Here is a 25782-nt window from a genome sequence, read left to right on the forward strand (position 1 = left end):
GGTCCCTTAGCTCAACTGGATAGAGCAGCTGACTTCTAATCAGCAGGTTGAGGGTTCGAGTCCTTCAGGGATCGCCATCAAACTTGGATTTTGACCGTATATCTCCGTTGATGTGCATCCGGATTGGGCCGCGGAATTGCTGGCATCGACGATCAATCGGATCGACTGATGCAGGAAAGCTACAGGTCAAGCGTCGAACCAAATTCGAAACGGTCGTAAGACACGTGCCTAAGCGATTCTGCGCCGTGCACGCGGCAACATTCCGCAACGTAAAGAAAGCCTCTCTTTTCGGCGCTCACGCATTGCCGTAAGCCAAGCATGCTGAATTTGGTGGGGGCCAAGATGAAACTCAGTGCGTTGGAAGTTGTCTGCATAATTCTGGCAAGCGTCGTGGCGTTTGCCGGGTTTATCGGTGCCGCAAGTGCCCTGATTTCGGCTGTCTGAAAACGGCCTGGATCGATAGTGGTAGAACGCCGTGTACGACTGTTATGGCCGATGCTGCCGAACATCGAAGAATGATCCCCGGTGGTGCATCTCAAGCGCATTAACAAAAACTAATTTGGATTGAAGGCCGTCCGTAACCAACTCAGGAGATGAGCGGAGACGGAGGTTTCAGGATGTTCGACAGCAAATCTATCTTTGCTGCCGGTGGGTATGATGGTGATGACCAGATCAGTAGGATCGGCAAGCTCACCATGACATCAGCGGCCAATACTGCGGAGCTTGTTTTTGACACCCCTTGCGGGCGCGGTCAGGTGCGGATGTATATGCCAGCCGAGTTAACGGCAGATGACCGTGCCGAAATGTTCGCACAGCTCGCTGAAATCGAGCGGGGTAAATCGGCCAGAAATAGCTGAAGCGTGAACCTATATCCGCGAACCCAGAGGCAATGTACCCAAAGCTTGATGGAATGGTGGGTGATGAGAGACTCGAACTCCCGACATCTTCGGTGTAAACGAAGCGCTCTAACCCAATCCGCACGTGCAACAAGGTACTGTATTCCACTGCCGCCACTAACATCGCATTAGTAAGATGTCTTGTGTTGTCAGTGCTTTATACATTTCACACCCGCGACGAGTACGCAAGTCCCCACATCAGCAAGCCGACTAACGCACTCCGACAGGATCGCCTAGATTGCAGCGTAAGTGCAGCGGAGGCGCAGCGGAATAGGGGGCTATGGGGGAAACTCGGGTGCGGGAAGTCATAGATAGGAGCACGAAAAAATGTGCCGGAAATTTATGATCACCTCGCGCCCTCAAGCTGCGTAGCGACCCTCTTCGGTCTCTTCGGCCTCGCCCAATGCTGCGAGGGCCTCCAGCAAGGGCTGTACGGCGGATTTGCGGCCTCTGGCAAAGTTGCGTGCGATCTGGTCGGGGGTTGCTTCACCCAACTGCTCCAATACCTCGCGCACGGAGGCGATTTGTTCGGGCAGGGTTTTTGGCCATGGAGGTTTTTTCTCTGCCTTGGGTTTTGCGCCCAAATCCATTTCCGAAGTTTTGCCCACCTCAGCCACAGCGCCGGATGGGTTCTGATAGTCAGGTCTCAGCCAGCGAATGTGACCTTGTGCCTCTTCTTCGGCACGTTCATGGTTGAGAGCGACGAGCTTGAACAAAATTTCTTCATCCGAGAGGTCTGCAGGCCAGCCATAGGCTTCGGCCACAGCGGCGTCGATCTGATCATGCAGATCTCGCAAAATGCCGATGAGACCCTGATCGTAAATCTCTCTGTCCTTGCCTTCGATCACATCGTTCGCACGAAGTTTCTCGAGGACATTGTATATCTGCGTCAGCGTCAGTTTGGGATGCGCCGCCTGTTGGTGTTTTCGGTGAGCATCTAGTTCTTCCCCGAGGGTGCGAAGCTTGGCTCTATGGGCGTCTTTGAGGTCTGGGAATGGGAAGGGGTCAAAGCAGCGCGACTTGTTGTAGCGAGGATCATTCCCAACGCCTAACCGTCCGCCTGCTGCTAAGGACCAGACAACGTGTTGCCTGCTTGATAAAACTGCTAGTGCTTCTGCGTTAGGCAAGGCAATCGCGATTAACATATGATCTGGACGTGTGCCTGCATCGAGAAATTGAAACATGCGGTGTTTCGAGGTCTCTGTTGTTGCTATGAAACGGGGTACCCCATCCAAAGCCGGGCGAAAATCACTTCGTACTCGCCCGAATAGCCACCATTTTTCTCTGAATGCTTTATCCGACTTTACTGATCGTTCCGGCCAAACATGATCTTTGAGATGTTGGTATGCCTCTGGGTATCGATCTCTGACCTGTTCTTCATTTAGCCCAAAAAAGTCGATGACATAGTTGCCAGCCATTAGCTGGTTAAATTCTCTACCTTTTACATATGGCCCGACATAATTTTCCAAACCGGAACGGCGACCGATACCGATCGCAGCACGATTGCTCTTCTTAATGATAAATCCTTGTCCAGCTAGCATCATTCCGTTCGATGATAATCCAGAGTTGGACTGCAACGCCTTAGCTCCTGCAACATCTGCACCGATTTGTAGATTGGCAAATACCTTTCCGGATTTTCTATCAAATGTGACGGGCTTGCCGTCTGCTTCGGCCCGATCCTGTTTGCCCTCAGAGGTTACGGTTAGAAGTCTACCATCCCGACTGCCTTTCCCTCCCACGGTCATGGCAATCCGCACTGCCGCCCCATACAGTGTATCGACCCATGGATGATCAGGCACAACAAACAGCAGCGAGAGCGGCCTTTTCGGGTCATTCAGATGCGGCTCCAGAACTCGGCGATTAAATGTCTGGCGCAGGCTGTTGGTGGTGATAAGGCCAAAGCGACGAGTGCCCGCGCCCTTTCTTGAATCATAGGCTCGCGTTGCCAGTGCAGCTTTTTCCCACCAATACATCACTAGATCGGCGCTTTGTGGGACCTTGGGATAAGCTTCCCATAAGGCTTCTACATACCCATCCCCCAAGGCTTCTCGCAAAATTGCGCCTTTCCCAATAAACGGCGGGTTGCCTACGATAAACGTCGCCTCGGGCCAGACCGTCGCTTTAGGCTTGCTGTAGTCGTAGACCTGCACGCGGGCGGTAGGGTCTGGCACCTCTTCACCAGTGACGTTGTGCATGATCGTTGTCACCCCATCCCATCGGGTCACGGGGTTGCCCTGATCATCCATACGGGGCGTACGATCTTCCCATTCCAGCACTGCATCAGCGTTAGTGATATTCCTAAAGTCACGAAGCACAGGTTCCGAGGGCGACGCAGTGCCGTGAGTTCGGAAATGCCATTGCAGATAACCGATCCACAACACCAGTTCCGCAACGTTGGCTGCCCATGGATTCAACTCGATTCCTAGGAACTGGTGCGGGTCGATTGTGATGAAACTGGTCTGACTTTCCCCCAACTCATGGATTAGGGCCGTGACTTCACCCTCTAGCCGCTTCATCATCTCTAGCGCAACATAAAGAAAATTGCCCGATCCACATGCTGGGTCCAGCACAGTTGTTTCACAGAGCTGGTGGTGGAAATCCTTAACCAGTTTCAGCGCGGCCCCGTCCTTACCATCCGCAGTCAAGCGCTGCACCCCGGCCTGCACGTTGCGCCAATCCTCTCGCAGAGGTTCCATAATCGTTGGTGTCACCAAACGTTCCACATAAGCCCGAGGGGTATAATGCGCGCCCAGCTTGTGGCGCTGCTTTTTGTCCAACGCGCGTTCCAGCAGCGTGCCGAAAATCGCAGGCTCTACCTGCTTCCAGTCCGCTTCCGCCGCTTCTATCAACAGGCCTAGTTGCAGATTGTCGAGGGGCAGTGCGTCTGCCTCTTTGAAAAGACCACCGTTGAAGCGTTTGAGGTCAGACATCAGGGCTTGGGAAAAGCCACCTGCGTTCATTGTCTGCCATAGCCCTTCAAGCATAGGTTTGGCTTTCTCGGGTTGCCCGCGCAGCTTGATCAGCAACTCAGTGAAGCTGCGTTCGGGGATCAGGTCCACGTCTTCGGCGAACATGGAAAACAGGCAGCGCATCAGGAACCGGGCAACAGCATGTCCTTCATGGCCTTGAGCTTCGAAGCTCTTACCCAACTCCGCAAGGTGTCCTGCTATCTCTCGTGTGACCTCGGCGGACTTTAATGATGGATCAAGGCTGTAGGGATCGGTCCAAATCTTGCGCAGCAGGTCCTGCGTTTCACCTTGGCGCAGGTCCTCTAGTTTTATTCGGTATCGGTTCCCGTCGGGGTATTGGTTGTACCCTTGCCCTTGTCCCGAGAAATCCGCATAGAGTTCGATTACGTGGCCCACATCAACGATCATCAAGAAGGGTGGCCAACCGTCCTCTTTGGCAACTGCCCTTGCGTAGTTGTCTGCTTGGTTACGGGCCTTGAGCATCGTATCGTCAAACTTGGTAGTGCCACGCTTGCCGTGTCCCGCCTGCTTGGGGGCGTCTTTTTCGAGGAACAACTCGAGAGTGGATTGATCTGACGTGCTGGCAGATACGAACTGCTTGGCCTCAAGGATAAAGTGCCCCCGTTTATAGAGGTCGATCCGTCCGTTCCGTTTGCGGCCTGTGTGGGTCAAGGTAACGGGGCGTTCGAAGCGGTAGTCCAGAAAATCCCCGTCTGCGTCTGAGACGTTGGGTCGCGCAACGCCCAGTAGGTCGGTGAGTTCAATGGCGAAGGTTTGGGCAGTCGCAATCTCGCTGCCTCCTGACGCTGCCCATCTTTCAATAAATTGGTTGATGTCCAAATCTTCAACTTTCAGAGTCTTTATCCGTAACCCGCATTAAGACACGCAACTTAGGATACTGCAATTCTTGGATTATTCGCGCGAGGCTTGAAGTTCAAAGAAGATCTTTTCCTCATCGCGGGCGAAGTTGTTGCAGCATAGTATTGCTGGTCTCCGCGACTCCAGAAAGATTGCAGAGACGGAAATTGCGGAATTTTATTAGGCAGTCCAAACCGTATAATGCGGATTGGTGTGTGTGCCGAGGCCACGGTAGATGAAGTCGAAGTCCAGCAGGCCTCTCGACCAAATGTTCTTGCAAACGTGTTTGCGCGAAGAAACATTTAGTCGACTTCACTGCCGATACTCGGGAATCTGGTACAGATTGAGTTGTTTTTTTGGTAGTCCCTTGCACGCCAGAGGTTTATGCGCGACGGGTGCCACCCTATTATGTGCACAAAGAATTTGAGGTGAGCAGGTATGATCCCCGATTATCAGTCGCTTATGCGCCCAGTATTGGAGTGCGCCCAAAATGGACCACGGAAAGTGGCCGACGTGGTTGAAGAGATTTCAAGGCGTCTTGAATTAAGCGATGAAGAACGCAAGCAAATGTTGCCAAGCGGAAAGCAAACAACGATTGCAAATCGAGTTCATTGGGCGCGCTCGTATATGAAACAAGCGGGCTTGGTGCGCAACACTCGGAGGGGCTGGTACGAATTGACGGATCGAGGCAAGTCAGTTCTGGTTGATCCGACGATTTCACTGGACTCAAAGTACCTTGAGCAGTTCGACGAGTTTCAGGAATTCAAAGCACGCGGGAAAGAAAATGCTCAAGAAACTGGCTCGGAGGCAGGAGCCGAAACACCAGCCAATACACCCGATGAAGACTTGCAGGCAGCGCACAAAAAACTTGAGTCTGCCCTAGCTGCCAACTTGCTCGACAACGTGCGGTTGGCGTCGCCAGTGTTCTTTGAGAACCTGATAATAGACCTGCTGATCGCAATGGGATACGGAGGCACGTCCGAGGAAGCAGGGCGCGCGCTCGGGCAATCGGGCGACAATGGTGTGGATGGTGTAATTGATCAGGACCCGCTTGGCGTAGACCAAATCTATCTTCAAGCGAAGCGTTATAGTTCTGCCAACAGCGTGGGGCCGGGCGATATTCGCGACTTCTACGGAGCATTGAACCTTAAGAAAGCGACGAAGGGTATCTTCGTGACCACGTCACATTTCACGGATGCTGCGGAACAGACGGCCAAGGACTTAGGGTCGCGGATTGTACTTATTGATGGCCCGCAACTCGCTAAGTTGATGATCAAATACAATATAGGATGCCGCGACAAAGATGTGCTTCACATAAAGCAGATTGACGAAGGCTACTTCGATGAGGCGGCAAGCTGACCGATGAACGAGCACGAAGAAACACTACCTGATGTCGTCGAAGAAAAGGTGCCACAGCAGGCACAGTTACACGCAGATCAGCCGATCCGAGTACCGGTTTATCGGCGTGATCTCAAACCCACCAACCTCGTATTGTCGGCTGAGGACTTGAAAGAGTTCTGCGAACTGCTCGTTGAGGTGAATGAAAGAGCCAAGGAGATTGAGTATAGCAGGCTCGACCTCAGTACTTTTGAAAGCCCGGAGCAGGCAAAAACCCGTGTTAATGAGCTAGTGCCTATCGAGTACAACTACGTGGCGAGCAACGGCGACTCGATGCAGGGCCTAGGAATACCGAGGACTGACGAGAGAGCTTTCCCCGACGACCTGCAGTCGCTGTTCGCTTCGAACGCGGCATATGCGGAGCGTTCGATCAACCTTCGCCCCTTAAATACTGTTGAAGTATTCCTGAGCTTCGAGAAGCCGTCTTTGAAGATCGACTTGCAATCGTTACCTTCCAATCCGACTGAGAACCGCAGTGTGATTAATGTTGCTGGGCGGGATGAGGATTGGGTAATCTCAACCGCTCAGAAGATTGATGGCTTCTTCAAAAAGCGTAAGGCTGCTCGCCCTATCATCCATGGTTCGGGAGCCTATGACTACATCATCTATCTCGCTTTCTTGCCTGCGGTGATATGGCTGTTCTACAAATATGCGGCGTCCGCCAGCGGGTGGCTTGAGCAGCAGACAATTTTCCTCAACGTTATCCTTGGCATCTACGGGTTGCTGCTGTCGCTATTGCTAGCCCGGTTCTTGTTCCAATATGCTAGGTGGCTATTTCCACCAATGGAGTATTACAAACGTAGCCGATTGGGGGCCTTCATCCATCGAAGCGTTGCCACCGTTGTTGCGACCGGTGTCTGCGGCGGTGCGGCATACGATTTAGTGAAGGCGGTGATCACGTCGTTGAGTCAGTGAAAGTGTTTTTCTTAGTAACCATAAATTTTTGGGTCGGCAGCGGCTGGTCCTATCCGATTGCTGACGCACCCAGCGAACAAAGAAGATAGATTCTAACCCGCACGGGCGAGGCTTACGCCCCGCCCTTTGCTAGGTTGTCCCGCTTCCAAAGAGGTTGCAGGTTGCTGTAGTGGCAAAGTTCGATGAGGTGCTCCAAACACTGTGCAGCCGAGAGTGGGGTTATGTGGTCCACCTCCCATTGACCATACCGGTCCCAAGTCATGCCATCTGTGAACCGGGCCTCTATGTGCCTCTTTAAGGCCGCATGCGAGCAACCGACTGCCCGAGACGGGCTGGCCTCGCCCCTCAAAACCTGACCTGACCGGTTCTGTACTGACCTGAACATACGGTAAGATGGATCGATTGCTCGACACCTCCGATCCCGCTCGACCGTTTTCTCAGCGTTGCACTGTACACATTGGCGATTGCTGACGTACCGCTCGGCCATGTGCCCATACTTACAAGGACGACCCGTCCAGAAACGAGAAAGGCCGCGCAAGGCGGCCTCTTCACGAGTTAGGAACGTCTGTTCCGCTGCTATGTCAAACGGCATTATGCTGCTGCCGCCACCTGACGACCTTCCAACCGGGCAAGCAACTCTTTCTGCCTCTGCCCGTTGGCACAAACCTGTGCACTATTGACCTCACCCGAAAGCAGCCAGTTCAGCAGTAGGTTCCGCATTCTCCGAGATGGTATGTAGAGCGTAACTCTACGTCTTGGTGTGTAGGCGCGTTCGGTGCCATTTAGCCCACCCACACGTATTGCAGACCGGAATAGCCACTGCACCAGTTCGGTCAACGCATAAGCATCAGAGAAGCTATGAGCCTCCTTGCTGTCGCGCTTCATGCCTAGGAAGGTCAACAGTTGCGGGTTGGGGTGTTGATCATAGAGATACACTGCTGTTGTGCACCCTATGTGGTCATTGGTCCCACGTGTGGTGTTGGGTACGAATTTAACGCCGTTTGTGGTCCATATCTCATCAACAACCTCTGTGTCCTTGTTGTACACCTCTTCCTTCAAGGCGCGCCCAAACATACGCGTATGCTTTGAGAGCCTGCCTGCCTTTGGCTTTTGTCCTGTCGCTGCGTCATGCCACAGACCACGTGCGCAGGTCAGCATAACGGTTCTGGGGTCTACGCCATACAGTTCTCTATCCTTGAACTTGCGTAGCTTGTGGCCAATCGAAGTACACTGTTGATGCGTTTTGATCTTGTCTAGCTGTGCGCTATGTGTCCACTTTTGGGTCTCCAACTCCGGTATGGAAAGAACCGTCAGTGCGCCAGCAACGTCTTCTCGCCACACAGCTTCGACTTCTTTGTCTAGACGCTGCACCTCCAGAGTGAACGAGTCGGGATGGTCGTTCTGCAGCTTTTGCAGGAACTGCAGCAGCACCGATCCTTCTGAAAGGTACGTGTAAATCGTTACGGATTTGGGCTTGAGCAGAAGTTCTTTGGGAATTGCGAGGACGAACAGCGCCTCGCTTATGCGATACAGTGCGCCCGACTTGGCTTTGTCATAGAGTGATCGGTCAAATGTCTTGTTCCCTTTGCGGTACAGCTCATCCCACTTTTCCGTCGGAACAATACGTCCGTCAGGCTCCTCTACTGCCATGCCAAGACCTAGGTAAGCTGTGTCAAAGTCAACCTTTCGGACTGTCTGGTCTACCTCGAAGGGGTTTACGACCTCGTCAATGATGAGGTTGTATCCATCAAGTAAGTGATCGACTTCGATGGTCGGTTTGCCGTTGCCGTCGAACTCAGTACATCTTGCAACGCCCGTGCTTTGGGTTGCCATAGCTCCAAGCCGGTAGAAAAGAGCGTGAGTACAAGCGATTGACTTGCCCGCTCGGATCAACTTCTCGCAGTGATCACTTTTGTTGCCGCCATTACAAATAGGCTGTGTGAGGATGAAGTCGGAATCTTTTCGAGCACCTTTGATAAAGCGTTCCACCTCACTTAGGTAGGGTAAAACGGCGATATACTTCTCCGACTTTTTGAAGCTGCGGTTGATTTCTGTGGATTTGCCATAGCCACAGGGTTTATCGGCAATAGTGATATGGGGCATATAAGCCTCCTGTGTTCGGCCCATTGGACCAGTTTGGGGAATGTGCTCTGATGGATACCGAGCAAATGGAATTGCCCCGTTGGGGCGAGTGGGAGAAAATCCCGGTGAACACGCAATGGCTAAACTAGAGGGATTAATAGCCCTCTTTTCAGTACCTTTGCTTACAGGTTGTCGTGATTTATCTTTTATTTCTATGCCTTTAACGGCAACTTACTCCACTCGCATTGGAGTGACGTAGGTCCAAGTTGTCAAAGTAACCCGATCAACACTGACCAAGCGAAACCTGTATGCTCAAATGAGGGAGGGGTTTTGCACAAATGAGGGATTGGCAACGCTTGTTAGTTCACAAGACGGAGGGTTAGCGCCTGTGTGTTCACAAGAGGAAGGGTTAATGCCATTTCCAAATGTGTGCGGGACAGAAAGCCAGCCACGGGACAGCCAAAAGGCTAGGGGAGCAGTGTTGTCGCTTGATAGGGAGCAGGGCGGTCAAAAACTGACGCATCGAGAGACTACGACCACCCTGCACCGCATCACGCCGATTTAGGCATGTTCGACGGCTGCCAACTTTGCCACGATGTCATCGGTCTGCAGGTGGGTGTAACGCATCAGCATCCGCAAATCCCGATGTCCGCTGATCATTTGGACCTGCGCCAACGATAATCCGCTTTCCACAAAGCGGGACACCGCCTCATGTCGAATGTCATGAAATGTAAGGTCTACCACGCCTGCCCGTTGCCTGAGGCGCTCAAAGGCCAATCGCACAGAATTACCAGACAGGGGCAAACACCGGTCGTTCCCGCGTGGCAGGTTCATCAAAACGGCAACGGCATTCGGGCTGAGAGGCACTGTACGGGCGCGACCGTTTTTGGTTTGGGGCAAGAACACTGTCCGACGCTCAAGGTCTACATGCTTCCATTGTATCGACAGCAATTCCCCTCGGCGCATCCCGGTTGCCAAAGCAAGCGTCAGCAATGGCTTCATCAGCGGAGACCGAGCTTGGTTCACGGCGTCCAGCAAAGCCTGCCATTCTCCCTGCCGCAATCGTCTCTCTCGGCGGTTGTCGATCTTGGGCCGCCGTACAGACTTGACTGGGTTCCCCTGTGGCAGGTTCTGCCCCCAATCCTCACAGGCGACATCCAGGGCGTGCTGCAACCAACCCAGTTCCCTCACCACAGTCGCCGCCTTCATGGATTTAATGCGCTGGTCACGATAGTGGACAAAGTCAGCGGATCGCAGCTTGCCGACCTTCTTAGTGGCTAACTTGGAGTACTTACGCAGGAACCCGTTGATTGCATAACTTTCATTGTCCGCGCACCGTTTCTCGCTCGTGATGTTATCTCGGTATTTTCGCAGCACTTCACCAAGTGTCATCTCGGATGCGTTCTCACTGAGGTCTGGGGTTAGCAATCCCCTGTCGGCGCTCAACTCCGTCTTACGAGCCCACTTCGTCGCATCAGCACGCTTTAGAAAGGACTTGGATCGGGATTGCCCGTCCTTCCGAACCGTCGCCTGCCACTTTCCGCTAGGCCGTTTTACGATTGTTGCCATGGCCCATATCTCCTGTGTTGGAGACATCTTTTCTGTCTAAGTGCAGCGGAGGCGCAGCGGACACAGTTTCATGCGCAGCACAGCAAAAGGTGCTAGTCGCGTAAGGCCTTGATACATCGTGGGGAAAGAATGGTGGGTGATGAGAGACTCGAACTCCCGACATCTTCGGTGTAAACGAAGCGCTCTACCAACTGAGCTAATCACCCGTGAGGGCTGATGTAGCCAAGGCTGCGCTTGGGTGCAAGAGGGTCTGGTAGAAATTCTTCACGATATCTTACGGCAGGCAGAAGATCAGGTTTTCTTATGTTCATTTTCGAGGACGCCTTAGGCAGCGGTTGGGACTATTCGGACTCCCCAAACCTTAGCGGATCCATCTATGGGTTTGCTCAAAATGGGCGAAGTGTATTGGCGCTTGGTAACGGAACTGCGCAACCCTTTTCGGGATAAAAATGCGCACCTGATTGTGCAGCAATCTTAGGTCCATGGGCAAAGGGCCTTGCCTGCCCCATGTTGCCTCCGATATGCCCAGAGAGATTGCAACCCTCTGAACCGGAGGAACAGGATGCGCCGTCTGTTTGCGGCTTTGGCCATTTGCGCAACGCTTGCGGCCCCGGTTCGCGCCGAGGGCATGTTGGTGTTTGCCGCGGCGAGCCTCAAGACTGCGCTGGACGCCATTGCTTTGGGGTTTGAGGCTGAGACAGGGCAAGAGGTGACGATCTCTTATGCGGCCTCTTCGGTGCTGGCGCGGCAAATTCAGGCGGGGGCTCGGGCGGATCTGTTCATATCGGCCAACACGGACTGGATGGATGTGCTGCAGGAAGACGGCTTGATCGAAAACGCTTCACGCGTGGATTTGCTGAACAACGGGTTGGTTCTGATAGGGGCCCCCGATGTCGACGCCGCCGCAATCGAGGTGGGTTTCGATTTGATCGCGCAGCTGGATGGCGGGTATTTGGCAATGGCGTTGGTTGATGCAGTGCCTGCGGGCATCTACGGCAAAGCCGCGCTTGAGCGGCTGGATTTGTGGAATGACGTTCAGCACCAGGTCGCCCAGACGGATAATGTACGCGCCGCGCTGGCGCTGGTGGCGGCAGGGGCTGCGCCGTTGGGCATAGTCTATCGTTCTGACGCAAAGGCCGAGGAACGGGTCGGCGTGGTCGGGGCTATCCCGGCGGAGTACCATCCCGCAATCGTCTATCCGGCGGCCCTGACCGTTTCGGCAATCCCTGAGGCACACGCGTTTCTGACCTATCTACAAAGTGATGCGGCGCAGGCAGAATTTCTGAGGCAGGGGTTCTCCCTGCCCGAAGGGTGACGGAATGGGCTGGCTGGGTCCGGCAGAGATGGAGGCGTTGCGCCTGTCGTTGCGTGTCTCGTTCTGGGCGACACTGATCACGCTGCCTTTTGGGATCTTCGTAGCCTATGCGCTGGCGCGCTGGCGTTTCCCGGGGCGGCAAGTGCTGAATGGTTTGGTGCATCTGCCTTTGATCCTGCCGCCGGTCGTAACCGGATATCTGTTGCTGTTGACCTTTGGTATTCAGGGGCCGTTGGGCAAAGCGCTGTCCGAGATTGGCATTGTCTTTGCTTTCCGCTGGACCGGGGCAGCGCTGGCCGCCGGGATAATGGCCTTTCCACTGATGGTGCGTGCGATCCGTCTGTCGATTGAGGCGGTGGACCCCAAACTCGAACAGGCGGGCGCCACGCTCGGGGCCTCGCGACTGATGGTTTTTGGTACCGTGACGCTGCCGATGATCTTGCCCGGTGTCATTGCGGGCGCGATTCTGGCGTTTGCCAAAGCGATGGGAGAGTTCGGGGCTACGATCACCTTTGTCTCCAATATCCCCGGTCAGACGCAGACGCTGCCATCGGCCGTCTATGCGTTCTTGCAGGTGCCGGGGGGCGAGGCGGCGGCAACGCGGTTGGTCATCATCTCAATCATCATCGCAATGGGTGCACTTCTGCTGTCGGAATATGTTGGCCGTCGTGTGGCCCAACGGGTGGCCGGATCATGAGGTTGTCCGTCCGTCTGAAACATCAACTACCGGGGATCTCACTGGACCTGGAATTCGACGCGCCTGCTGGCGTTACGGTCCTGTTTGGTCGGTCAGGTTCGGGCAAGACCACGGTCGTGAACGCGGTGGCTGGATTGCTGCGCCCCGAAGCGGGGCGTGTTGCGGTGGATGATTGGGTGTTGTTTGATACGGATCGTGACGTCTGGTTGCCGCCACATCGGCGGCGTCTGGGTTATATCTTTCAGGAAGGCCGCCTGTTTCCGCATCTGACCGTGCGCCAGAACCTGAGCTATGGCCGCTGGTTCGCCCCACGTGGGGCACAGCGCGAAAACCCGGATCGCGTGATTGAGATGTTGGGCATTGGCCATCTGCTGAACCGCCGCCCCGCGATGCTGTCGGGGGGCGAGAAACAGCGCGTTGCCATTGGGCGGGCGCTGCTTGCCAGTCCGCGCCTGATCCTGGCCGATGAGCCGTTGGCGGCATTGGATGAGGCACGCAAGGCTGAAATCCTGCCCTATTTTGAAAGGCTGAGGGACGAGGTCTCGGTCCCGATCCTTTATGTGACCCATTCAGCGGCCGAGGTTGCGCGGCTGGCGACATCTGTGGTGGCGCTACAGGATGGGCGTGCTGTGCGCCATGGTCCGGCGTCCGAGGTTTTGGCCGATCCGTCGGTTGCCCCTGCCGGGGTCCGAGCGGTGGGCGCGGTGTTACAGGTCCGCGTTGCGGCGCATCACGACGATGGCCTCTCCGAATTGGATGCGGGCGGTGCGCGCCTGTTCCTGCCCCGCATCTCTCATAAGATCGGAGAGGAATTGCGTATCCGTATTCCTGCGCAGGAAGTGATATTGTCAAACAAACCGCCCGAGGGGCTGTCGGCACTGAACATACTGTCCGGCCAGATCGAAGCGATCCGCGCGGGCGAGGGGCCGGGGGCCATCGTATCGGTGAACACTCCCGCCGGGGTGGTTCTGGCGCGGGTGACCCGACGCTCTGTCGCGGCTCTGGGCCTGCAAGTTGGTAGCGTGTGCCATGCAGTGATCAAAACTGTCGCGCTGGCACCGCAGGATGTTGGCGGTCGGGTGGAGCTGCGTTAACTCAACGCCCGAACCTCATGCTCTCGCAGTATACGTCGAGCGGCACGCCCGAACCCTTGGGCACCGGCGTCGCCCGGGAAGATCTCCGATAGCTCTTGCAGCGCCTCAGACGACAGGGTGTGAAGGCTTTCCTCACCCAGATACAGGCTTTCGGCATAAGCGCCTTCGGCGACAAGAATTTCGTGCCGGTCCAGAAGGATGTGCAGATACTCGACGGGCGTGCCGCTGGTATCGATCTCGATACCGGGCCACGCGCACAAGTGTTTGGCCGCGATCAAGACCTCGGGCGTCCCGAACAACAATTCAACCTTAGGTCCGCGAAGCAGAATGCGATGCTGCTGCGATACCAACAGGTCCCGCGCCGGGGTGCCGGGGCCAAGACTTCCCGCAGCCACGCGCACGGGCCGCATGGCCGGGTTAGCACGCAGCCGCTCAGGTGTCAGAGCGCTGCTTTCGATCCAGCGTATCGGCTGCAATCCGTGATCAAGCGTGGTGACTTCATCATCCACGCGCAAGGTTTCGATGGCACGTGCGCCTTTTGCGGTCTCGATCAGGGTTCCGGAGGTGAAGCAGACACCCTCGATCGTGATGTCAACGATCTGGGTTTGTGTGCCGGTGAAGGTAAAGAGCCCGTTGTCGAAGGTCGCCGTCACCGTGACCTCGAATGAATCTGGCACGATGTCACCATCATCAAGACTGTCGAAGAAGGTGGGATCGACGGTGTAGGTCCACTCACCAGTGTCTGGATCGATTGAAGCGGTGCCAAAATCCGGTGGGTCAGAGATCGCCCAACTGGCCTCGGTGAAGGTGCCGAAATCCGACGTTGCTGTTACGTCGAGATCGCCAGAAGCCACGTTGGGAGGAAAGCCGGTTACGTCGCCAGTGATGGTGCCGCTGATCGTTACGTTCGATGTCATGGCCTACCCGTTCTCTTGTTCCAGCAGACTTGCAAATTCGGTTGTACGGTAGAGCCGCATATGCACCTGGTGCTGCGCGTCGCGGGTCCATTCTACGATGCGTTTGGTCGACATATCACTGCTGAGGCGGTTGGTGCGCACGCGCGGATGGGGGATTTCACGCTTCAACATGCTAACCATCTGGCGCGTTTGCCCGAATGGCGCAACCATATCGACGATCCAGAAGGATGGTCCGCTGGTGAAATCGGTATCGGTCAGAGGTTCTTCCCGCACCGCATAGCGATATTCGGCTTCGGGACTGAGCCCCGCAAAGGTCACGAAGCCGCGCGGGAAGCCATTTTGACGGAAGATGTGATACTGCTCCAGCCTGAGGGGTGTTTCAAAGGCGTGCAGAACCTGCGCCAAGCTACGGTTGCGGTGTGTTTTCGTCAGCGCTGCCAGATAGAACAACGCGCCGAAATCGGCATATTTTTCGGGCGAAAGATCAAACCAGTCTTTTGGGAACGGTTTCTGCACTGACCATCCTGCAAATGCGTATACACGAGATCATAGCGTGCATCATATTCAATGAAAGGATTTTCATGGCGGGCGGCAGAGATGAAACCGAAATGGACGTCTTGGTCGAGTCAATTATATTGTTCTGATGTATTTCTATTTGAATTCATGCTCTGCTGCTTCGGGCCAGGCTAGGGAAAAGGGTATTCACTATGCGTTTTCTGAAACTCACCTGCGTGATGACAATTGTTCTGATGCCAGTTGTTGCGCAAGCCGTCGGCGTTGGTTTCGGCGTCCGGCCCGCGTTTCGGACAACAGTGACACCGCTGCAGGACGGTACCTTTGAGGTCGCTGCCATCGGATCTTCAGCGCCCGTCGCCTATTGGTGCGGGATCGGAGATTATGCGATCCGCACATTGCGGACGCCGTCCAACCAACGCATCTATATCTCAAAGCCTTATGAGAGGGGCGTTCGCACCGTGCAATTCTCGCTTACGCCACCTGAAGGGGCCGAGAACGTCTCAACCTATTCCGTAACCGTAAAAACTGTGGGTGCCAGCATGACGGCTGCTTCGGCGCAGGGCTATTGCTGGGACAACTTCATAGATATGGGTTTCTAGCCGTCAGACCCATTTTGCCAGCGGCGGCAAGCTCATCAGGACTGCATCCGGGTCGTGTCCGGTCTCCAAGCCAAACTTGGTGCCCCGGTCATAGACCAGATTGTATTCAGCATAGAGCCCACGATGCACCAATTGTGTGTCCTTATCGGTGTCGTCAAAGCTCTGCACCCGGCGTTTCTGGACCAGTGGCAGAAAGGCGGGCAGGAAAGCCCGGCCTATGTCTTGCGTCAGGGCGAAATCAGCCTGCCAGTCGCCGGTGCAGTAGTCATCCATGAAGATACCGCCGACGCCCCGCGCACGCTTGCGGTGCGGAATATAGAAATATTCGTCGGCCCAGTCCTTGAGGCGCGGGTAATGCCCTGGCCCGTGCGGGTCCAGGTGGGCCTTCTGGGTGGCGTGGAAATGGGCGGTGTCCTCATCGTATTCGATGCAGGGGTTCAGATCGGATCCGCCGCCGAACCACCAGGCGTGTGGGGTCCAGAACATCCGCGTGTTCATGTGGACGGCAGGCACATGCGGGTTCTGCATATGCGCCACCAGACTGATGCCCGAGGCCCAGAACCGCGGGTCGTCCTTCATACCCGGAATGCCTTTGCGCGCGGCCATCGCGTTCTGTGCACGTTCGCCCAACGTGCCATAAACGGTTGATACATTGACGCCTACTTTTTCGAATACGCGGCCGCCGCGCATCACAGACATCAGACCTCCGCCTGCGTCCGAGCCATCGTCGGACTGGCGTTGCGTCTCTTTCACCTCGAACCGGCCCGGTTCGGCCTGCGAGAACGGACCGGTGTCGTGGCTGTCTTCCAGCGCCCCAAATGCGGCTACGATCTCATCCCGCAATTGGCGGAACCAGGTAGAGGCGGTGGCTTTTTCAGTGTCAAACATCAGGATCAATGGGCCGGGGCTGCGACGGGGTCCAGCAGCGTGCGGCCTCCGTCAATGGTGAGGATTTGTCCGGTCATGAAGCCAGCAGCGTCCGAGGCCAGGAACTGCGCGGTTTCGACCAACTCGTTCGGGGCGGCGATCCGGGCGAGCGGCGTGTGTTTTTCGATGTCGACACGAAAGTCGCGGTTTTCTTTCAGCGTGGACTGCAACGAGGCGCTCATCACCGATCCCAGCGCGATCGAGTTCACCCGGATACGGTTCGGCGCAAGCGCCACGGCCAGTGAACGCGTCATCTGATCCAAAGCGGCCGTCGAGACGGAATAGGCCATCAGGTCCGGATGCGTGCGGCGTGCAGCAATCGAGGACAGATTGATGATCGACCCGGCGGGGTTCTCATCATCGCCATCGGCTTGTTTGATAAAGCGCTTGGCGACCAGTTGGCTGAGCCGCAACGCGGGCATCAAGTTCTGATTCAGCAAGATGCGCACCGAGTCGTCATCACTGTCCAACGGGTCCGACGGGATCACCTGCCGTGCGCCGTTGATCAGGATATCGACCTGATCGAACGCATCCAGTGTGGCCGAAAGAAGATTGGCGATGGTCAGCTTCTCGCGCAGGTCTCCGGCGAAGTAACGGATGTTACTGTCATCGGCCTGTTCGCCCAGCTCTTCGGACAGGCGTTTTTCGTCCATATCTGCGAACATGACATTGGCCCCCGCATCGGCAAAGTGCCGTCCGATGGCCAGCCCGATGCCGTTTGCACCGCCTGTAACGATTGCGGTTTTGCCCGCGATGGAAAAGGACATGCGAATCCTCCTGAGTTCTGGCGCAGGTTAACGGGCCCTACCTGCGAGGGCGAGAGGCATGGAACACCTTGAACCGGTTGTTTCCTGCGACTTCTTCGACCTGCGCGAAGGTCTCGGTCAGTGTGGCTTCGTAAGGAAGGTGGCGATTGGCGACCATCCACAGGTTGCCATTTCGTGTCAGATTGCGCGCTGCACTGGCGATAAAGCCCTGACCCAGGGCCGGATCGGCACTGCGCGAGGTATGAAAGGGCGGGTTCATGACCACCATATCCAGCGGCTCGGGCGCAGTCCAAGTGGTGGCGTCGGCCCAATGAAACTGCGCGCGTGGGTCCGGCACATTGGAACGGGCGCAGGTGAGGGCGGTGTGATCGGCCTCAACCAGATGTAGGCTATGCAGCGTATCGTCGATCAGGTTGGCGGACAGAAAGCCCCAGCCCGCGCCCAGATCAGCGATGCGCGCACCGCGTTTCGCCGGTAGAGATTTCAGCAGCAGCGCAGAGGCAGGGTCGATACCGTCAGCGGAAAACACGCCGGGTGCTGTCTGGAAGCCGTCGACCATCTGACCCTCGGGCGCGGCCCAGTCGGCAAACGCATCCGCATTGGACTGAAACCAGAAAATCTTGCCATGCGCCTTCGAGATCGGCCCTTCGACCGCAACGCGCTTGCGGATGTCTTTCAACAGGCTGTCCACGCCATTGGTTTTAGCCCCGTCTACCACCACCACGCCGCTGGCGCGGCTGCAGGCCTGATGGACCAACGCACGGGCCAGCGCTTTGGCGCGAGGCAGAAAGACGATGGCATCCTGACAGGGCGCATCGCTTTCGGGTGTGGCTGCAAAGCCCTGGGCGGCAAAGTGATCGTGAAAGGGTTTGAACGGCTGCACCACCTGCGTCTCATGCGCCAGATCCGTCAAATCTTGGTCGGTGGCCGGGGCCAGAACAGTCAGCGGCTGCGACAGGCTGAGCCCGCTGTTCAGGGCTAGATCGAGACGAGGGGACATGATGGGCAAACCCGGCTGCGGACGCGCGTTATTCTTCGCGTTCCATGGTGCATTGCAGAGGGTGCTGGTGCCGGCGGGCAAAGTCCATCACCTGACCCACTTTGGTCTCGGCGATCTCATGGCTGAACACGCCAACCACCGCGACACCTTTCTTGTGTACGGTCAACATGATCTCGAACGCCTGAGCGTGAGTCATGCCGAAGAACCGCTCCAGCACATGAACGACAAACTCCATCGGTGTGTAATCGTCATTCAGCAACAGAACCTTATACAGAGGCGGACGCTTGGTCTTGGGGCGCGTCTGCACCAGGACCGACGTTTCGTCGCTCTCGTCATCCTTGTCGGACATGATCCACTGGTCTTGGCGCATTGCTGTAAGAGAATCCCGATTCACGCTTCGGTTTGTTTCAGGGCTTATATAACGTCACCATGGCCGGAGAAAAGAGCTACGAGTCGGAATCGCTATGCAGGACAAGCTGACCACAATCGGGTTCGATGCCGATGATACGCTCTGGCATAACGAACGGTTTTTTCAATTAACGCAGGCATACTTCGCTGAGTTGCTGGCAGATCATGCAGAACGCGATCATCTGATGGAGCGTCTACTGGCCGCTGAAAAGCGTAACATCCGGCACTATGGCTATGGCATCAAGGGCTTCATCCTTTCGATGATCGAAACCGCGATTGAAGTGACCGAGGACCGGGTTCCGGCTGGGGTGATCCGCCAATTGATCGAAGCCGGCCAAGAGATGCTTGCCCATCCCATCGAATTGCTGCCCCATGCCCGCGAGGCCATCGAAGCGGTGGCTGAGACGCACAGGGTCCTGCTGATCACGAAAGGTGACTTGATCGATCAGGAGCGCAAGCTGGCGCAATCCGGTTTGGGTGAGCTGTTTGACGGGGTTGAAATTGTGTCCGAGAAAACGGCGGCGACTTATGCGTCAATCTTTACCCAGCATGGCGATGGCCCAGAGTCGGCGATGATGGTGGGCAACTCGATGCGGTCCGATGTGGTGGCTTCGATTCAGGCCGGATGTTGGGGTGTGTATGTGCCGCATGGGCTGGTCTGGGAAATCGAGCAGGCAGAGGTGCCGGCCGCCAGCCCTCGATTCTGTGAATTGCGCGATTTGGGCGATCTTGCGGCGCTGGTAGCGCGGATTCCCTGACCTGTTGCCGTTTCGCCTCAGTTACCGGAAAATTGTATCGACGCTCTGCCCGATTTCTGGCGCAATCGCCGGTTTGGTAGATTGAGCGACGAGTTCCACAAGATATGGCGTTGCGACTTCCGAGAATGTGATCGCTGCGCCCCGAGCTTTCGGTTTCTTTAAATCAGTCTCTGTGTTAGCCTGCGAGATATAAAGAAAAGAATTACCGACCGGGAAAACCCGGCGGTGCGAGGCAGACAGAGGCAAAGATCGTGCAGATTCGGCGGACAGTTCCGGCCCGAATGGGCTTATTCCTTATAGCATTCCTGTGGCTGCTTTCTTTTGCGCCACTCCAGGGCCTTGCGGCCCCTTACGCGGCCATGGTCATTGACGCGCGCACGGGTGAGGTGCTGCATTCGCGCAATGCCGACACGCGGCTGCATCCGGCATCGCTGACCAAGATGATGACGCTTTATATCGCGTTCGAAGCCGTTCGAAACGGTGAGATCACACTGGATACACAGGTACGCATCACCAAGGCGGCAGCGGCAGAGCCACCGTCCAAGCTGGGGCTTCGTTCGGGGCAGAAGATTGCCTTCCGCTATCTTATCCGTGCGGCAGCGGTGAAATCGGCCAACGACGCCGCGACCGCAATTGGCATCACGCTCAGCGGGTCCGAGGCGGCCTTTGCGCGCCGCATGACCCGCACCGCCAAAGCGATGGGAATGAGCCGGACGACCTTCAAGAATGCCCATGGCCTGACCGAGTCGGGGCATTTGTCGACCGCGCGCGACATGACCACGCTGGGCCGTCACCTGCTGTACGACTATCCGCAATATTACAACCTGTTCTCGCGCCAATCGACAAATGCCGGGATCAAGACCGTTCCGAATACCAACCGCCGCTTGCTGGCGGCTTACAAAGGCGCGGACGGAATCAAGACCGGCTATACCCGCGCGGCTGGTTTCAATCTGGTCGCCTCGGCCAAGCGCAAGGATGAACGCATCATCGCCACTGTCTTTGGTGGCAAATCGGGTGCATCGCGTAACGCGCGTGTGGCTGAACTGTTGGATATGGGTTTCCGCCGTGCCCCCTCGCGTGCGCCAATCCGCAAGCCTGCACGCCCGACCTATGCTGGGAATGCAGGGGTAGGGGCGGTTCAGGTTGCTGCGGCAGGTGCGCCCAAGACCAGTCTGCGCCCGGTGCTGCGTCCGGTTGCGGCCGTGCAGGTGGCAGGCTCGGTGGCCGAGACCGCCGAGAAGAACCGCACGCGGATTCAGGATGGTATTGCCGCTGCGATTGCGCAGGCAGATGTTGCACCATCTGAGGGAACAACGCGCCCCGAAGCGCGTCCTGACGGTGTGGTACTTGCCTCTGCTGCGCCCGCGAAACAGCCAGAGCCCGAGCAGGAGGTTGTAACACGCCTGTCGACCTCGGGCGGGCATCTTTGGGGTGTCAATGTGGGCCGCTATACAACCCGGTATGAGGCCGAGAAGGTTCTGTTGAAAACTGCCCTGTCGGAAATGACCACCTTGGAAGGCACGCTGCGCAAGGTGAACCAGAGTTCGCGCGGCTTTGATGCTACATTTCAGGGCATGACCCGCGAACAGGCAGATTTGGCCTGCCGCCGGTTGCAAGCACGAAATGTCACTTGTTTCATGATCGGGCCGTCATAAGACCCGGCATATTCTCTCCTGGATGGGCCTGGGCTGCGATCACTTCGCAGCCCTTTTTTTGTTACCCCGTCAGTCGAATACGTGGCCGTGCTGGTATTGTTCGTCCTGACCCGCAGCGGCTGTCAGCGCGGCCACATTATCTTTGGTAAAGAACCCGTCATAGTGATGACAGCGTTCGATATATTCGGTAATCAGCAGCGTGTTCTTGGAGTGTTTCGAGAAAATCTGCTTCAGGTTCGGGTCGTCTTTGCACTCGCCCACCACATGGGCCAGAAACGGCACGCCTTTGTCCTTGAGCGTGTTGACCACAAAATCGACGTTCTTTTCACCTGCGCCATGATCCCCGTCCTGAATCTCGACCGCCATGTGGTGCAAGCGGCGTCCGAAGTTGCGCACGAAATCCTCGGTCGGCATGGGCAGCTTGGCGAAGGAATTCACGAAGGAAGGCGTGTTATTGGCCGTGAACACCTTTGCGGGGGATTTCTTGTCGTCATCCACATTGGCGTTGCGGTTCACATTGGTCGACGAGTTCATGTCGAATATGTTGTACGCCCCCCAGAAGTAATAGGGGACCATGGTCAGAAATTCGAGGATCGCGTCCTCACGCTCGCCCGCCAGAACGCGGGTGGCGAGGTGGTCGATGCCCAGCATCAGCGGCGCGATCTTGCTGTCTGTGCCAAATGCTGCGGCCTGATCCAGCCGCGCCTGTTCTGCATCGCTCAGCAGCACCCGATCGCCCAATCCCAGACTGTCGGTGTCGTTGAAATCCAGCGTCGAGTATCCCACCCGATTGCAGGTGAAATCTGAAGGCGTTGTGAAACGAAAACCGTCCAGCGTGTAGAACGGGTTCTCGGTGTCGCCAGAATACTCGAACCGAATATTCTGATCCTCAAGCGTTCCGGTCAGCGCTTTCAGATCGGTGGCCCCGTAGATTTCGCCCACATAGCGTGTTTGCGGAGTGCCGCGTGCCAGAGGATACATGCGATTGATGCGGGGAATGAAATCCTCGAACGCCGGGCTGAGTGGGGCCATCAGGATCAGCGCAGGATAATCGGAGTGCGAATGCATCACTGAGAACTTGTGTGTCTGACCCAGATAGCTGGCCGTATGGCGATATGGAGTCATTACATAAAGCTCGATCAAAGTGTCGAACAACGCATCGGGTTCAACCTGAATGACAATCGCACGCATTGCGTCAACCTGATCTGCAATCCCCGAGCTGACGCGGCGCTCGTAAATTTTCGGCAGATATTCGGTGAAGAAGTCCGAGTTCTTCTTGTCGCCCCGGGGTTCATAAGACATCAGATCAAAAGACATTGGCGCACCTCCCTGTGCGGTCTCGTGCAGATTTGTGGCAGTCGGAACATACACTTGCCATTCATGCTAGGCGCTTAGGCCTGCACGGGCAACAGTCTGCACTTGGGGTTTGAACCTGACGCAAAGATGACTAAGGCATGAATTTCGTGACCTCGACACCGCCCTCGATCAAGTTCTCAAGCACCGACTGCGCGATCTGAACCGCCGTCGGACCGTCCCCATGCAGGCAGATCGTATCGATTGAAGTCTCACGCCGCTTACCGGATTCGGTGATGATCGCGCCCTCTTTCACCATGTTCAGAATACGCGGCCCGGCCAGTGCGGGGTCATGAATAACCGCCCCCGGCAGAGACCGATCCACCAGCGTGCCATCGTCATTGTATGCACGGTCGGCGAAGATTTCGCCGACCCACTTACAGCCCAGCCCACGTACGGCTTCTTCCTGTTTGGTGACTGCCAGCACCATGATGATGATGTCCGGATCCACATCCAGCGCGCCCTGATAACAGGCCCGTGCCATATCGATATCGACCGAGCACATATTGGCCAGCGCCCCGTGCAATTTAAGATGCCGCACTTCGGTGCCGACCGCCTTGGCCATGCCGATGGCCGATCCCAGCTGATAGCGCACCAGATTGCGCAAGCTTTCGTGGGGCACTTTCATGTTCCGCCGCCCGAACCCCTGCAAATCAGGAAAACCGGGATGAGCACCAATGCCAACGCCGTTTTCAGCTGCCAGAGCCATGGTCTTGGCCATCACATCCGGATCTCCGGCGTGAAAACCACAAGCGATATTGGCCGAAGTGATGATCCTCAGAAGGCTCTCATCATCGCCCATGTTCCAAGGGCCAAAACTTTCCCCCATATCGGCATTCAGATCGACGCTCGGCATCGCGATAACTCCCTAGTCAGTGGCGGAGATCATTCCGCTGATCAATTGGTAGGACAAAAGGTCCGGAATGTCGTGTGGATCGCGGACCAGAGGTTCAACACGACCCGGCAAGTGCGCAAGGTCAGCCTCGAAAGCGGCTTGCAGTGCTGAGGCCTGTCCCAGCGATACGAATTCGAACTGAATTTGACCGTGCGCCGGGGTTTGTGCCGCGCGGGGCAGATCACAGGGCAGGACGGTTGCGATGCGCGGATAACCTCCGGTGGTCTGGCATTCGGGCAGCAGGATAAAGGGCGCGCCAGTGCCGGTCATCTGGATGTCGCCGGGGGTGATGACCTCGGACAGGATGTTCAGCTGACCCCTGGCTGCGAACCCGTCACCATTGCTGTCCAATTGCATGCCCATGCGGTTGGCCCGTGCGCCCCGTTGAAATGTCGTTTGCGTGAACCGCCCTAGTGTCTCGTCATCAAACAGCGCGGTTTGAAAGCTGGCGATCACCCGCAAGACCCCGCCAGAGAAGCGATCATCCAAGCGCAGCTTTAGGCCTGTTTTGCCCGTTCCGACTGCAGGCAGGCGATCGCCTATCTGAACGGCGCGCCCGATTCTGGCGGTCAAATGGGCCGAACGAGATCCCAACATGACGTCGGCCTCAATTCCACCACCCAGATGCAGGTACCCGTAACTACCTTGCAGCACCGACCCGATCACCAATCGCTGTCCGGCCTCCATCTGATGAGATGCATTCCACACAACCGGGCTGCCATCGATGCTGGCTTGCATCGGCGCTCCGGTCAGGGCGATGGCGGTGGGCGCAGTCGCTTCGAACTCACCGCCCATCCCCGCCATTTCCAGAGCGGCACAGGCAGGGTTCTGTCCCAATAGAGCAGCCCCTTCGTACAACGCCGATACATCCGCGGCACCCGAGCGCGACAGACCCTGATCCAGATATCCGGTACGCCCTTGATCCTGAATGGTGCAGGCGGGACCAATGCGATGAACGATCAGACTCATGCCGTGATCTCCTCGCAGGTTGCGCCGCCTATCCCGTCGGTGCTTGTCGCCCGGATATTCTCCAGGTCATCGCGCGAGACCGAGACGAATTGCATCTCATCACCGGGGTTGAGCGCAAAGCTCTGCTCCATGTCAGGGCGAAAGCACCTGAATGCGGTCTGCCCGACATGGCGCCATCCGGTGGGCGTTGGCCCCGAGAACAACACAAATTGTGAAATCGCCAGAACCAGCGCTCCTTCGGGCACCATTGGCGTTAACTCCTTCAGGCGCGGAATGTTGAACTCTGATCCCAACGGGCCAAGATATGGCTGCCCCGGTGCAAACCCGATTGTCAGAACCCGCACGCGCGTCTCGCTGAGTCGTTTGATCGCTTCTGCCGGATCCAATCCTGCTGCTGCCGCCGCATCTTCCAGCTGCGGCGCAAGATCGGTGCCGTAGACCGTTGGCACTTTCCAGAACCGTCGCCCGGTTGGCAGCGGCGCGTGGTACCAGTCGCGACTATCCAATAGCGCGTGTAACCGCGCTTCGATATCTTGATGCGACACCTGTGATGGGTTGAACCGAACGTAGGCAGATGCCAGCGAGGCCGAGGTTTCAAGCACACCGTCTAGCTGCAGCGTCTCAACAGCCCCTCGGAATGCTAAGGCAGCGCGGTTTGATGGCTCAGACATGGTTTCAGCAAATGTCACCAGCAGCCCGTCAAATCCGACGGTTCGCATCAAGGGGAATCGAGGGTCAGGTGTCATGTCACGTTCGCGGATTTATAGTTTGAGCGTTGAGGAGACCTGAGCCTATCCGTAGAGAATGCGCAAGGCCTTGCAAGGTCGGCGGGTGTTGCACCGAGCCGAACCGATTGGGGTAGCGATTCTGAACTTGGAAATGAATCGGTTTTCGCAATCGAGTCGGATCAGTCTTGTGGCCGGTTTGGAAGTTCTCACTATATATAGGGGTCGAGCAGACAGGCTCCGAACGTCAAGCGGAACGGCCAGACGCCTGAGTGGTCGATTTTGGCAAGTTTCTTCGCAACTACGTCTCGTCAAGCATTTGATATAATTGCGTAAAACATGATTTTGCAGTTTTTTGCGAGTTTCTTGAATTTTCCACTTGCGCGTTGAATGCGTAAGGCATAGAACGCCCTTCACCGGCGCTGCTGAGGTGGTTGTTGGGACGCTGGGAACGGCGGAGACGGGCCGGAGAGACGGTTGGACGCTCGGGAGAGACTGGG

General features: G+C 56.3%; 23 protein-coding genes and 2 tRNA genes. 10 read left to right on the forward strand and 15 right to left on the reverse strand.

Going from position 1 to position 25782, the window contains the following annotated elements:
* Together ACR0IV_RS12255 and ACR0IV_RS12260 are read left to right on the forward strand one after the other, a co-directional pair.
* Window positions 1-77: transfer RNA gene (locus tag ACR0IV_RS12255), tRNA-Arg, on the forward strand.
* Between the two features lie 540 nt (window positions 78-617).
* Complete coding sequence (locus ACR0IV_RS12260) at window positions 618-857, forward strand: hypothetical protein (protein WP_480470804.1); 240 nt, start codon at window positions 618-620, stop codon at window positions 855-857.
* Window positions 858-1255: 398 nt separating this feature from the next.
* Here ACR0IV_RS12260 and ACR0IV_RS12265 read toward each other — a convergent pair whose 3' ends face one another.
* Window positions 1256-4705, reverse strand: a complete 3450-nt coding sequence (locus ACR0IV_RS12265) for a class I SAM-dependent DNA methyltransferase (RefSeq protein ID WP_480659381.1) — start codon at window positions 4703-4705, stop codon at window positions 1256-1258.
* Between the two features lie 456 nt (window positions 4706-5161).
* On the opposite strand from ACR0IV_RS12265, the gene ACR0IV_RS12270 reads away from it, so the two are divergent.
* Both ACR0IV_RS12270 and ACR0IV_RS12275 read left to right on the forward strand, forming a co-directional pair.
* Window positions 5162-6082, forward strand: a complete 921-nt coding sequence (locus tag ACR0IV_RS12270) for a restriction endonuclease (RefSeq protein WP_480659382.1) — start codon at window positions 5162-5164, stop codon at window positions 6080-6082.
* 3 nt (window positions 6083-6085) lie between these two features.
* Window positions 6086-7036 carry a hypothetical protein gene (locus ACR0IV_RS12275; protein WP_480659383.1) on the forward strand — a complete coding sequence of 317 codons (951 nt, stop codon included), beginning with the start codon at window positions 6086-6088 and terminating at the stop codon, window positions 7034-7036.
* A gap of 591 nt (window positions 7037-7627) precedes the next feature.
* Here ACR0IV_RS12275 and ACR0IV_RS12280 read toward each other — a convergent pair.
* From ACR0IV_RS12280 to ACR0IV_RS12290, 3 genes are all read right to left on the reverse strand, one after another.
* Entirely contained in the window at window positions 7628-9139 is a 1512-nt protein-coding gene (locus ACR0IV_RS12280) for a hypothetical protein (protein WP_480659385.1), read from the reverse strand.
* 540 nt (window positions 9140-9679) lie between these two features.
* Entirely contained in the window at window positions 9680-10687 is a 1008-nt protein-coding gene (locus ACR0IV_RS12285; protein ID WP_480659387.1) for a tyrosine-type recombinase/integrase, read from the reverse strand.
* Window positions 10688-10817: 130 nt separating this feature from the next.
* A tRNA-Val gene (locus ACR0IV_RS12290) sits at window positions 10818-10893 on the reverse strand.
* Between the two features lie 356 nt (window positions 10894-11249).
* Here ACR0IV_RS12290 and modA point away from each other — a divergent pair.
* The 3 genes from modA to modC are packed head-to-tail and all read left to right on the forward strand — an operon-like array spanning window position 11250 to window position 13793.
* Window positions 11250-12002 (forward strand): molybdate ABC transporter substrate-binding protein, encoded by a 753-nt coding sequence (gene modA, locus ACR0IV_RS12295; RefSeq protein ID WP_480659389.1) that lies wholly within the window; start codon window positions 11250-11252, stop codon window positions 12000-12002.
* Between the two features lie 4 nt (window positions 12003-12006).
* Window positions 12007-12699 (forward strand): molybdate ABC transporter permease subunit, encoded by a 693-nt coding sequence (gene modB / locus ACR0IV_RS12300; protein WP_480659390.1) that lies wholly within the window; start codon window positions 12007-12009, stop codon window positions 12697-12699.
* Window positions 12696-13793, forward strand: a complete 1098-nt coding sequence (modC, locus tag ACR0IV_RS12305; RefSeq protein WP_480659391.1) for a molybdenum ABC transporter ATP-binding protein — start codon at window positions 12696-12698, stop codon at window positions 13791-13793. The genes modB and modC overlap by 4 nt, the downstream gene beginning before the upstream one ends.
* Here modC and ACR0IV_RS12310 read toward each other — a convergent pair.
* Together ACR0IV_RS12310 and ACR0IV_RS12315 are read right to left on the reverse strand one after the other, a co-directional pair.
* Entirely contained in the window at window positions 13790-14710 is a 921-nt protein-coding gene (locus tag ACR0IV_RS12310; RefSeq protein ID WP_480659393.1) for a Hint domain-containing protein, read from the reverse strand. The genes modC and ACR0IV_RS12310 overlap by 4 nt on opposite strands.
* A gap of 3 nt (window positions 14711-14713) precedes the next feature.
* Window positions 14714-15226: a toxin-activating lysine-acyltransferase gene (locus tag ACR0IV_RS12315; RefSeq protein ID WP_480659395.1), complete on the reverse strand. Its 513-nt coding sequence runs from the start codon at window positions 15224-15226 to the stop codon at window positions 14714-14716.
* Window positions 15227-15417: 191 nt separating this feature from the next.
* Between ACR0IV_RS12315 and ACR0IV_RS12320 the strand changes: the two genes are divergently transcribed.
* Window positions 15418-15825 (forward strand): hypothetical protein, encoded by a 408-nt coding sequence (locus ACR0IV_RS12320; protein ID WP_480659396.1) that lies wholly within the window; start codon window positions 15418-15420, stop codon window positions 15823-15825.
* Between the two features lie 3 nt (window positions 15826-15828).
* Here the strand turns inward: ACR0IV_RS12320 and hemF are convergent, their stop codons facing one another.
* The 4 genes from hemF to clpS are packed head-to-tail and all read right to left on the reverse strand — an operon-like array spanning window position 15829 to window position 18889.
* Window positions 15829-16713, reverse strand: a complete 885-nt coding sequence (gene hemF, locus ACR0IV_RS12325; protein WP_480659397.1) for an oxygen-dependent coproporphyrinogen oxidase — start codon at window positions 16711-16713, stop codon at window positions 15829-15831.
* A 5-nt stretch (window positions 16714-16718) separates the two neighbouring features.
* Entirely contained in the window at window positions 16719-17519 is an 801-nt protein-coding gene (locus ACR0IV_RS12330; protein ID WP_480659398.1) for an SDR family NAD(P)-dependent oxidoreductase, read from the reverse strand.
* 37 nt (window positions 17520-17556) lie between these two features.
* Window positions 17557-18519, reverse strand: a complete 963-nt coding sequence (locus ACR0IV_RS12335) for a class I SAM-dependent methyltransferase (RefSeq protein WP_480659399.1) — start codon at window positions 18517-18519, stop codon at window positions 17557-17559.
* Window positions 18520-18547: 28 nt separating this feature from the next.
* The gene (clpS, locus tag ACR0IV_RS12340) at window positions 18548-18889 is read right to left on the reverse strand and encodes an ATP-dependent Clp protease adapter ClpS (protein ID WP_480470794.1); all 342 of its coding nucleotides are present in this window, start codon (window positions 18887-18889) and stop codon (window positions 18548-18550) included.
* A gap of 94 nt (window positions 18890-18983) precedes the next feature.
* Here clpS and ACR0IV_RS12345 point away from each other — a divergent pair, with 94 nt between their 5' ends.
* Together ACR0IV_RS12345 and ACR0IV_RS12350 are read left to right on the forward strand one after the other, a co-directional pair.
* A complete protein-coding gene (locus ACR0IV_RS12345) occupies window positions 18984-19685 on the forward strand; it encodes an HAD family hydrolase (protein ID WP_480659402.1) in 702 nt (233 codons plus the stop codon).
* Between the two features lie 281 nt (window positions 19686-19966).
* Complete coding sequence (locus ACR0IV_RS12350) at window positions 19967-21340, forward strand: D-alanyl-D-alanine carboxypeptidase family protein (RefSeq protein ID WP_480659403.1); 1374 nt, start codon at window positions 19967-19969, stop codon at window positions 21338-21340.
* 69 nt (window positions 21341-21409) lie between these two features.
* On the opposite strand, the gene ACR0IV_RS12355 is transcribed toward ACR0IV_RS12350, so the two are convergent.
* The 5 genes from ACR0IV_RS12355 to ACR0IV_RS12375 form a co-directional block, all read right to left on the reverse strand.
* On the reverse strand, window positions 21410-22657 hold the full coding sequence (locus ACR0IV_RS12355) for a hypothetical protein (protein WP_480659404.1): 1248 nt from the start codon (window positions 22655-22657) through the stop codon (window positions 21410-21412).
* A 130-nt stretch (window positions 22658-22787) separates the two neighbouring features.
* Window positions 22788-23549: a LamB/YcsF family protein gene (locus ACR0IV_RS12360; protein ID WP_480659405.1), complete on the reverse strand. Its 762-nt coding sequence runs from the start codon at window positions 23547-23549 to the stop codon at window positions 22788-22790.
* 12 nt (window positions 23550-23561) lie between these two features.
* Window positions 23562-24557 carry a 5-oxoprolinase subunit C family protein gene (locus tag ACR0IV_RS12365; protein WP_480659407.1) on the reverse strand — a complete coding sequence of 332 codons (996 nt, stop codon included), beginning with the start codon at window positions 24555-24557 and terminating at the stop codon, window positions 23562-23564.
* Window positions 24554-25303, reverse strand: a complete 750-nt coding sequence (locus ACR0IV_RS12370; protein WP_480659409.1) for a 5-oxoprolinase subunit B family protein — start codon at window positions 25301-25303, stop codon at window positions 24554-24556. The genes ACR0IV_RS12365 and ACR0IV_RS12370 overlap by 4 nt, the downstream gene beginning before the upstream one ends.
* Window positions 25304-25583: 280 nt before the next feature.
* Window positions 25584-25782, reverse strand: a 199-nt coding sequence (locus ACR0IV_RS12375) for a hypothetical protein (RefSeq protein WP_480734150.1), incomplete at its 5' end; no start/stop codon positions are given.

The organism is Ruegeria sp. C2 (genome assembly GCF_056537765.1).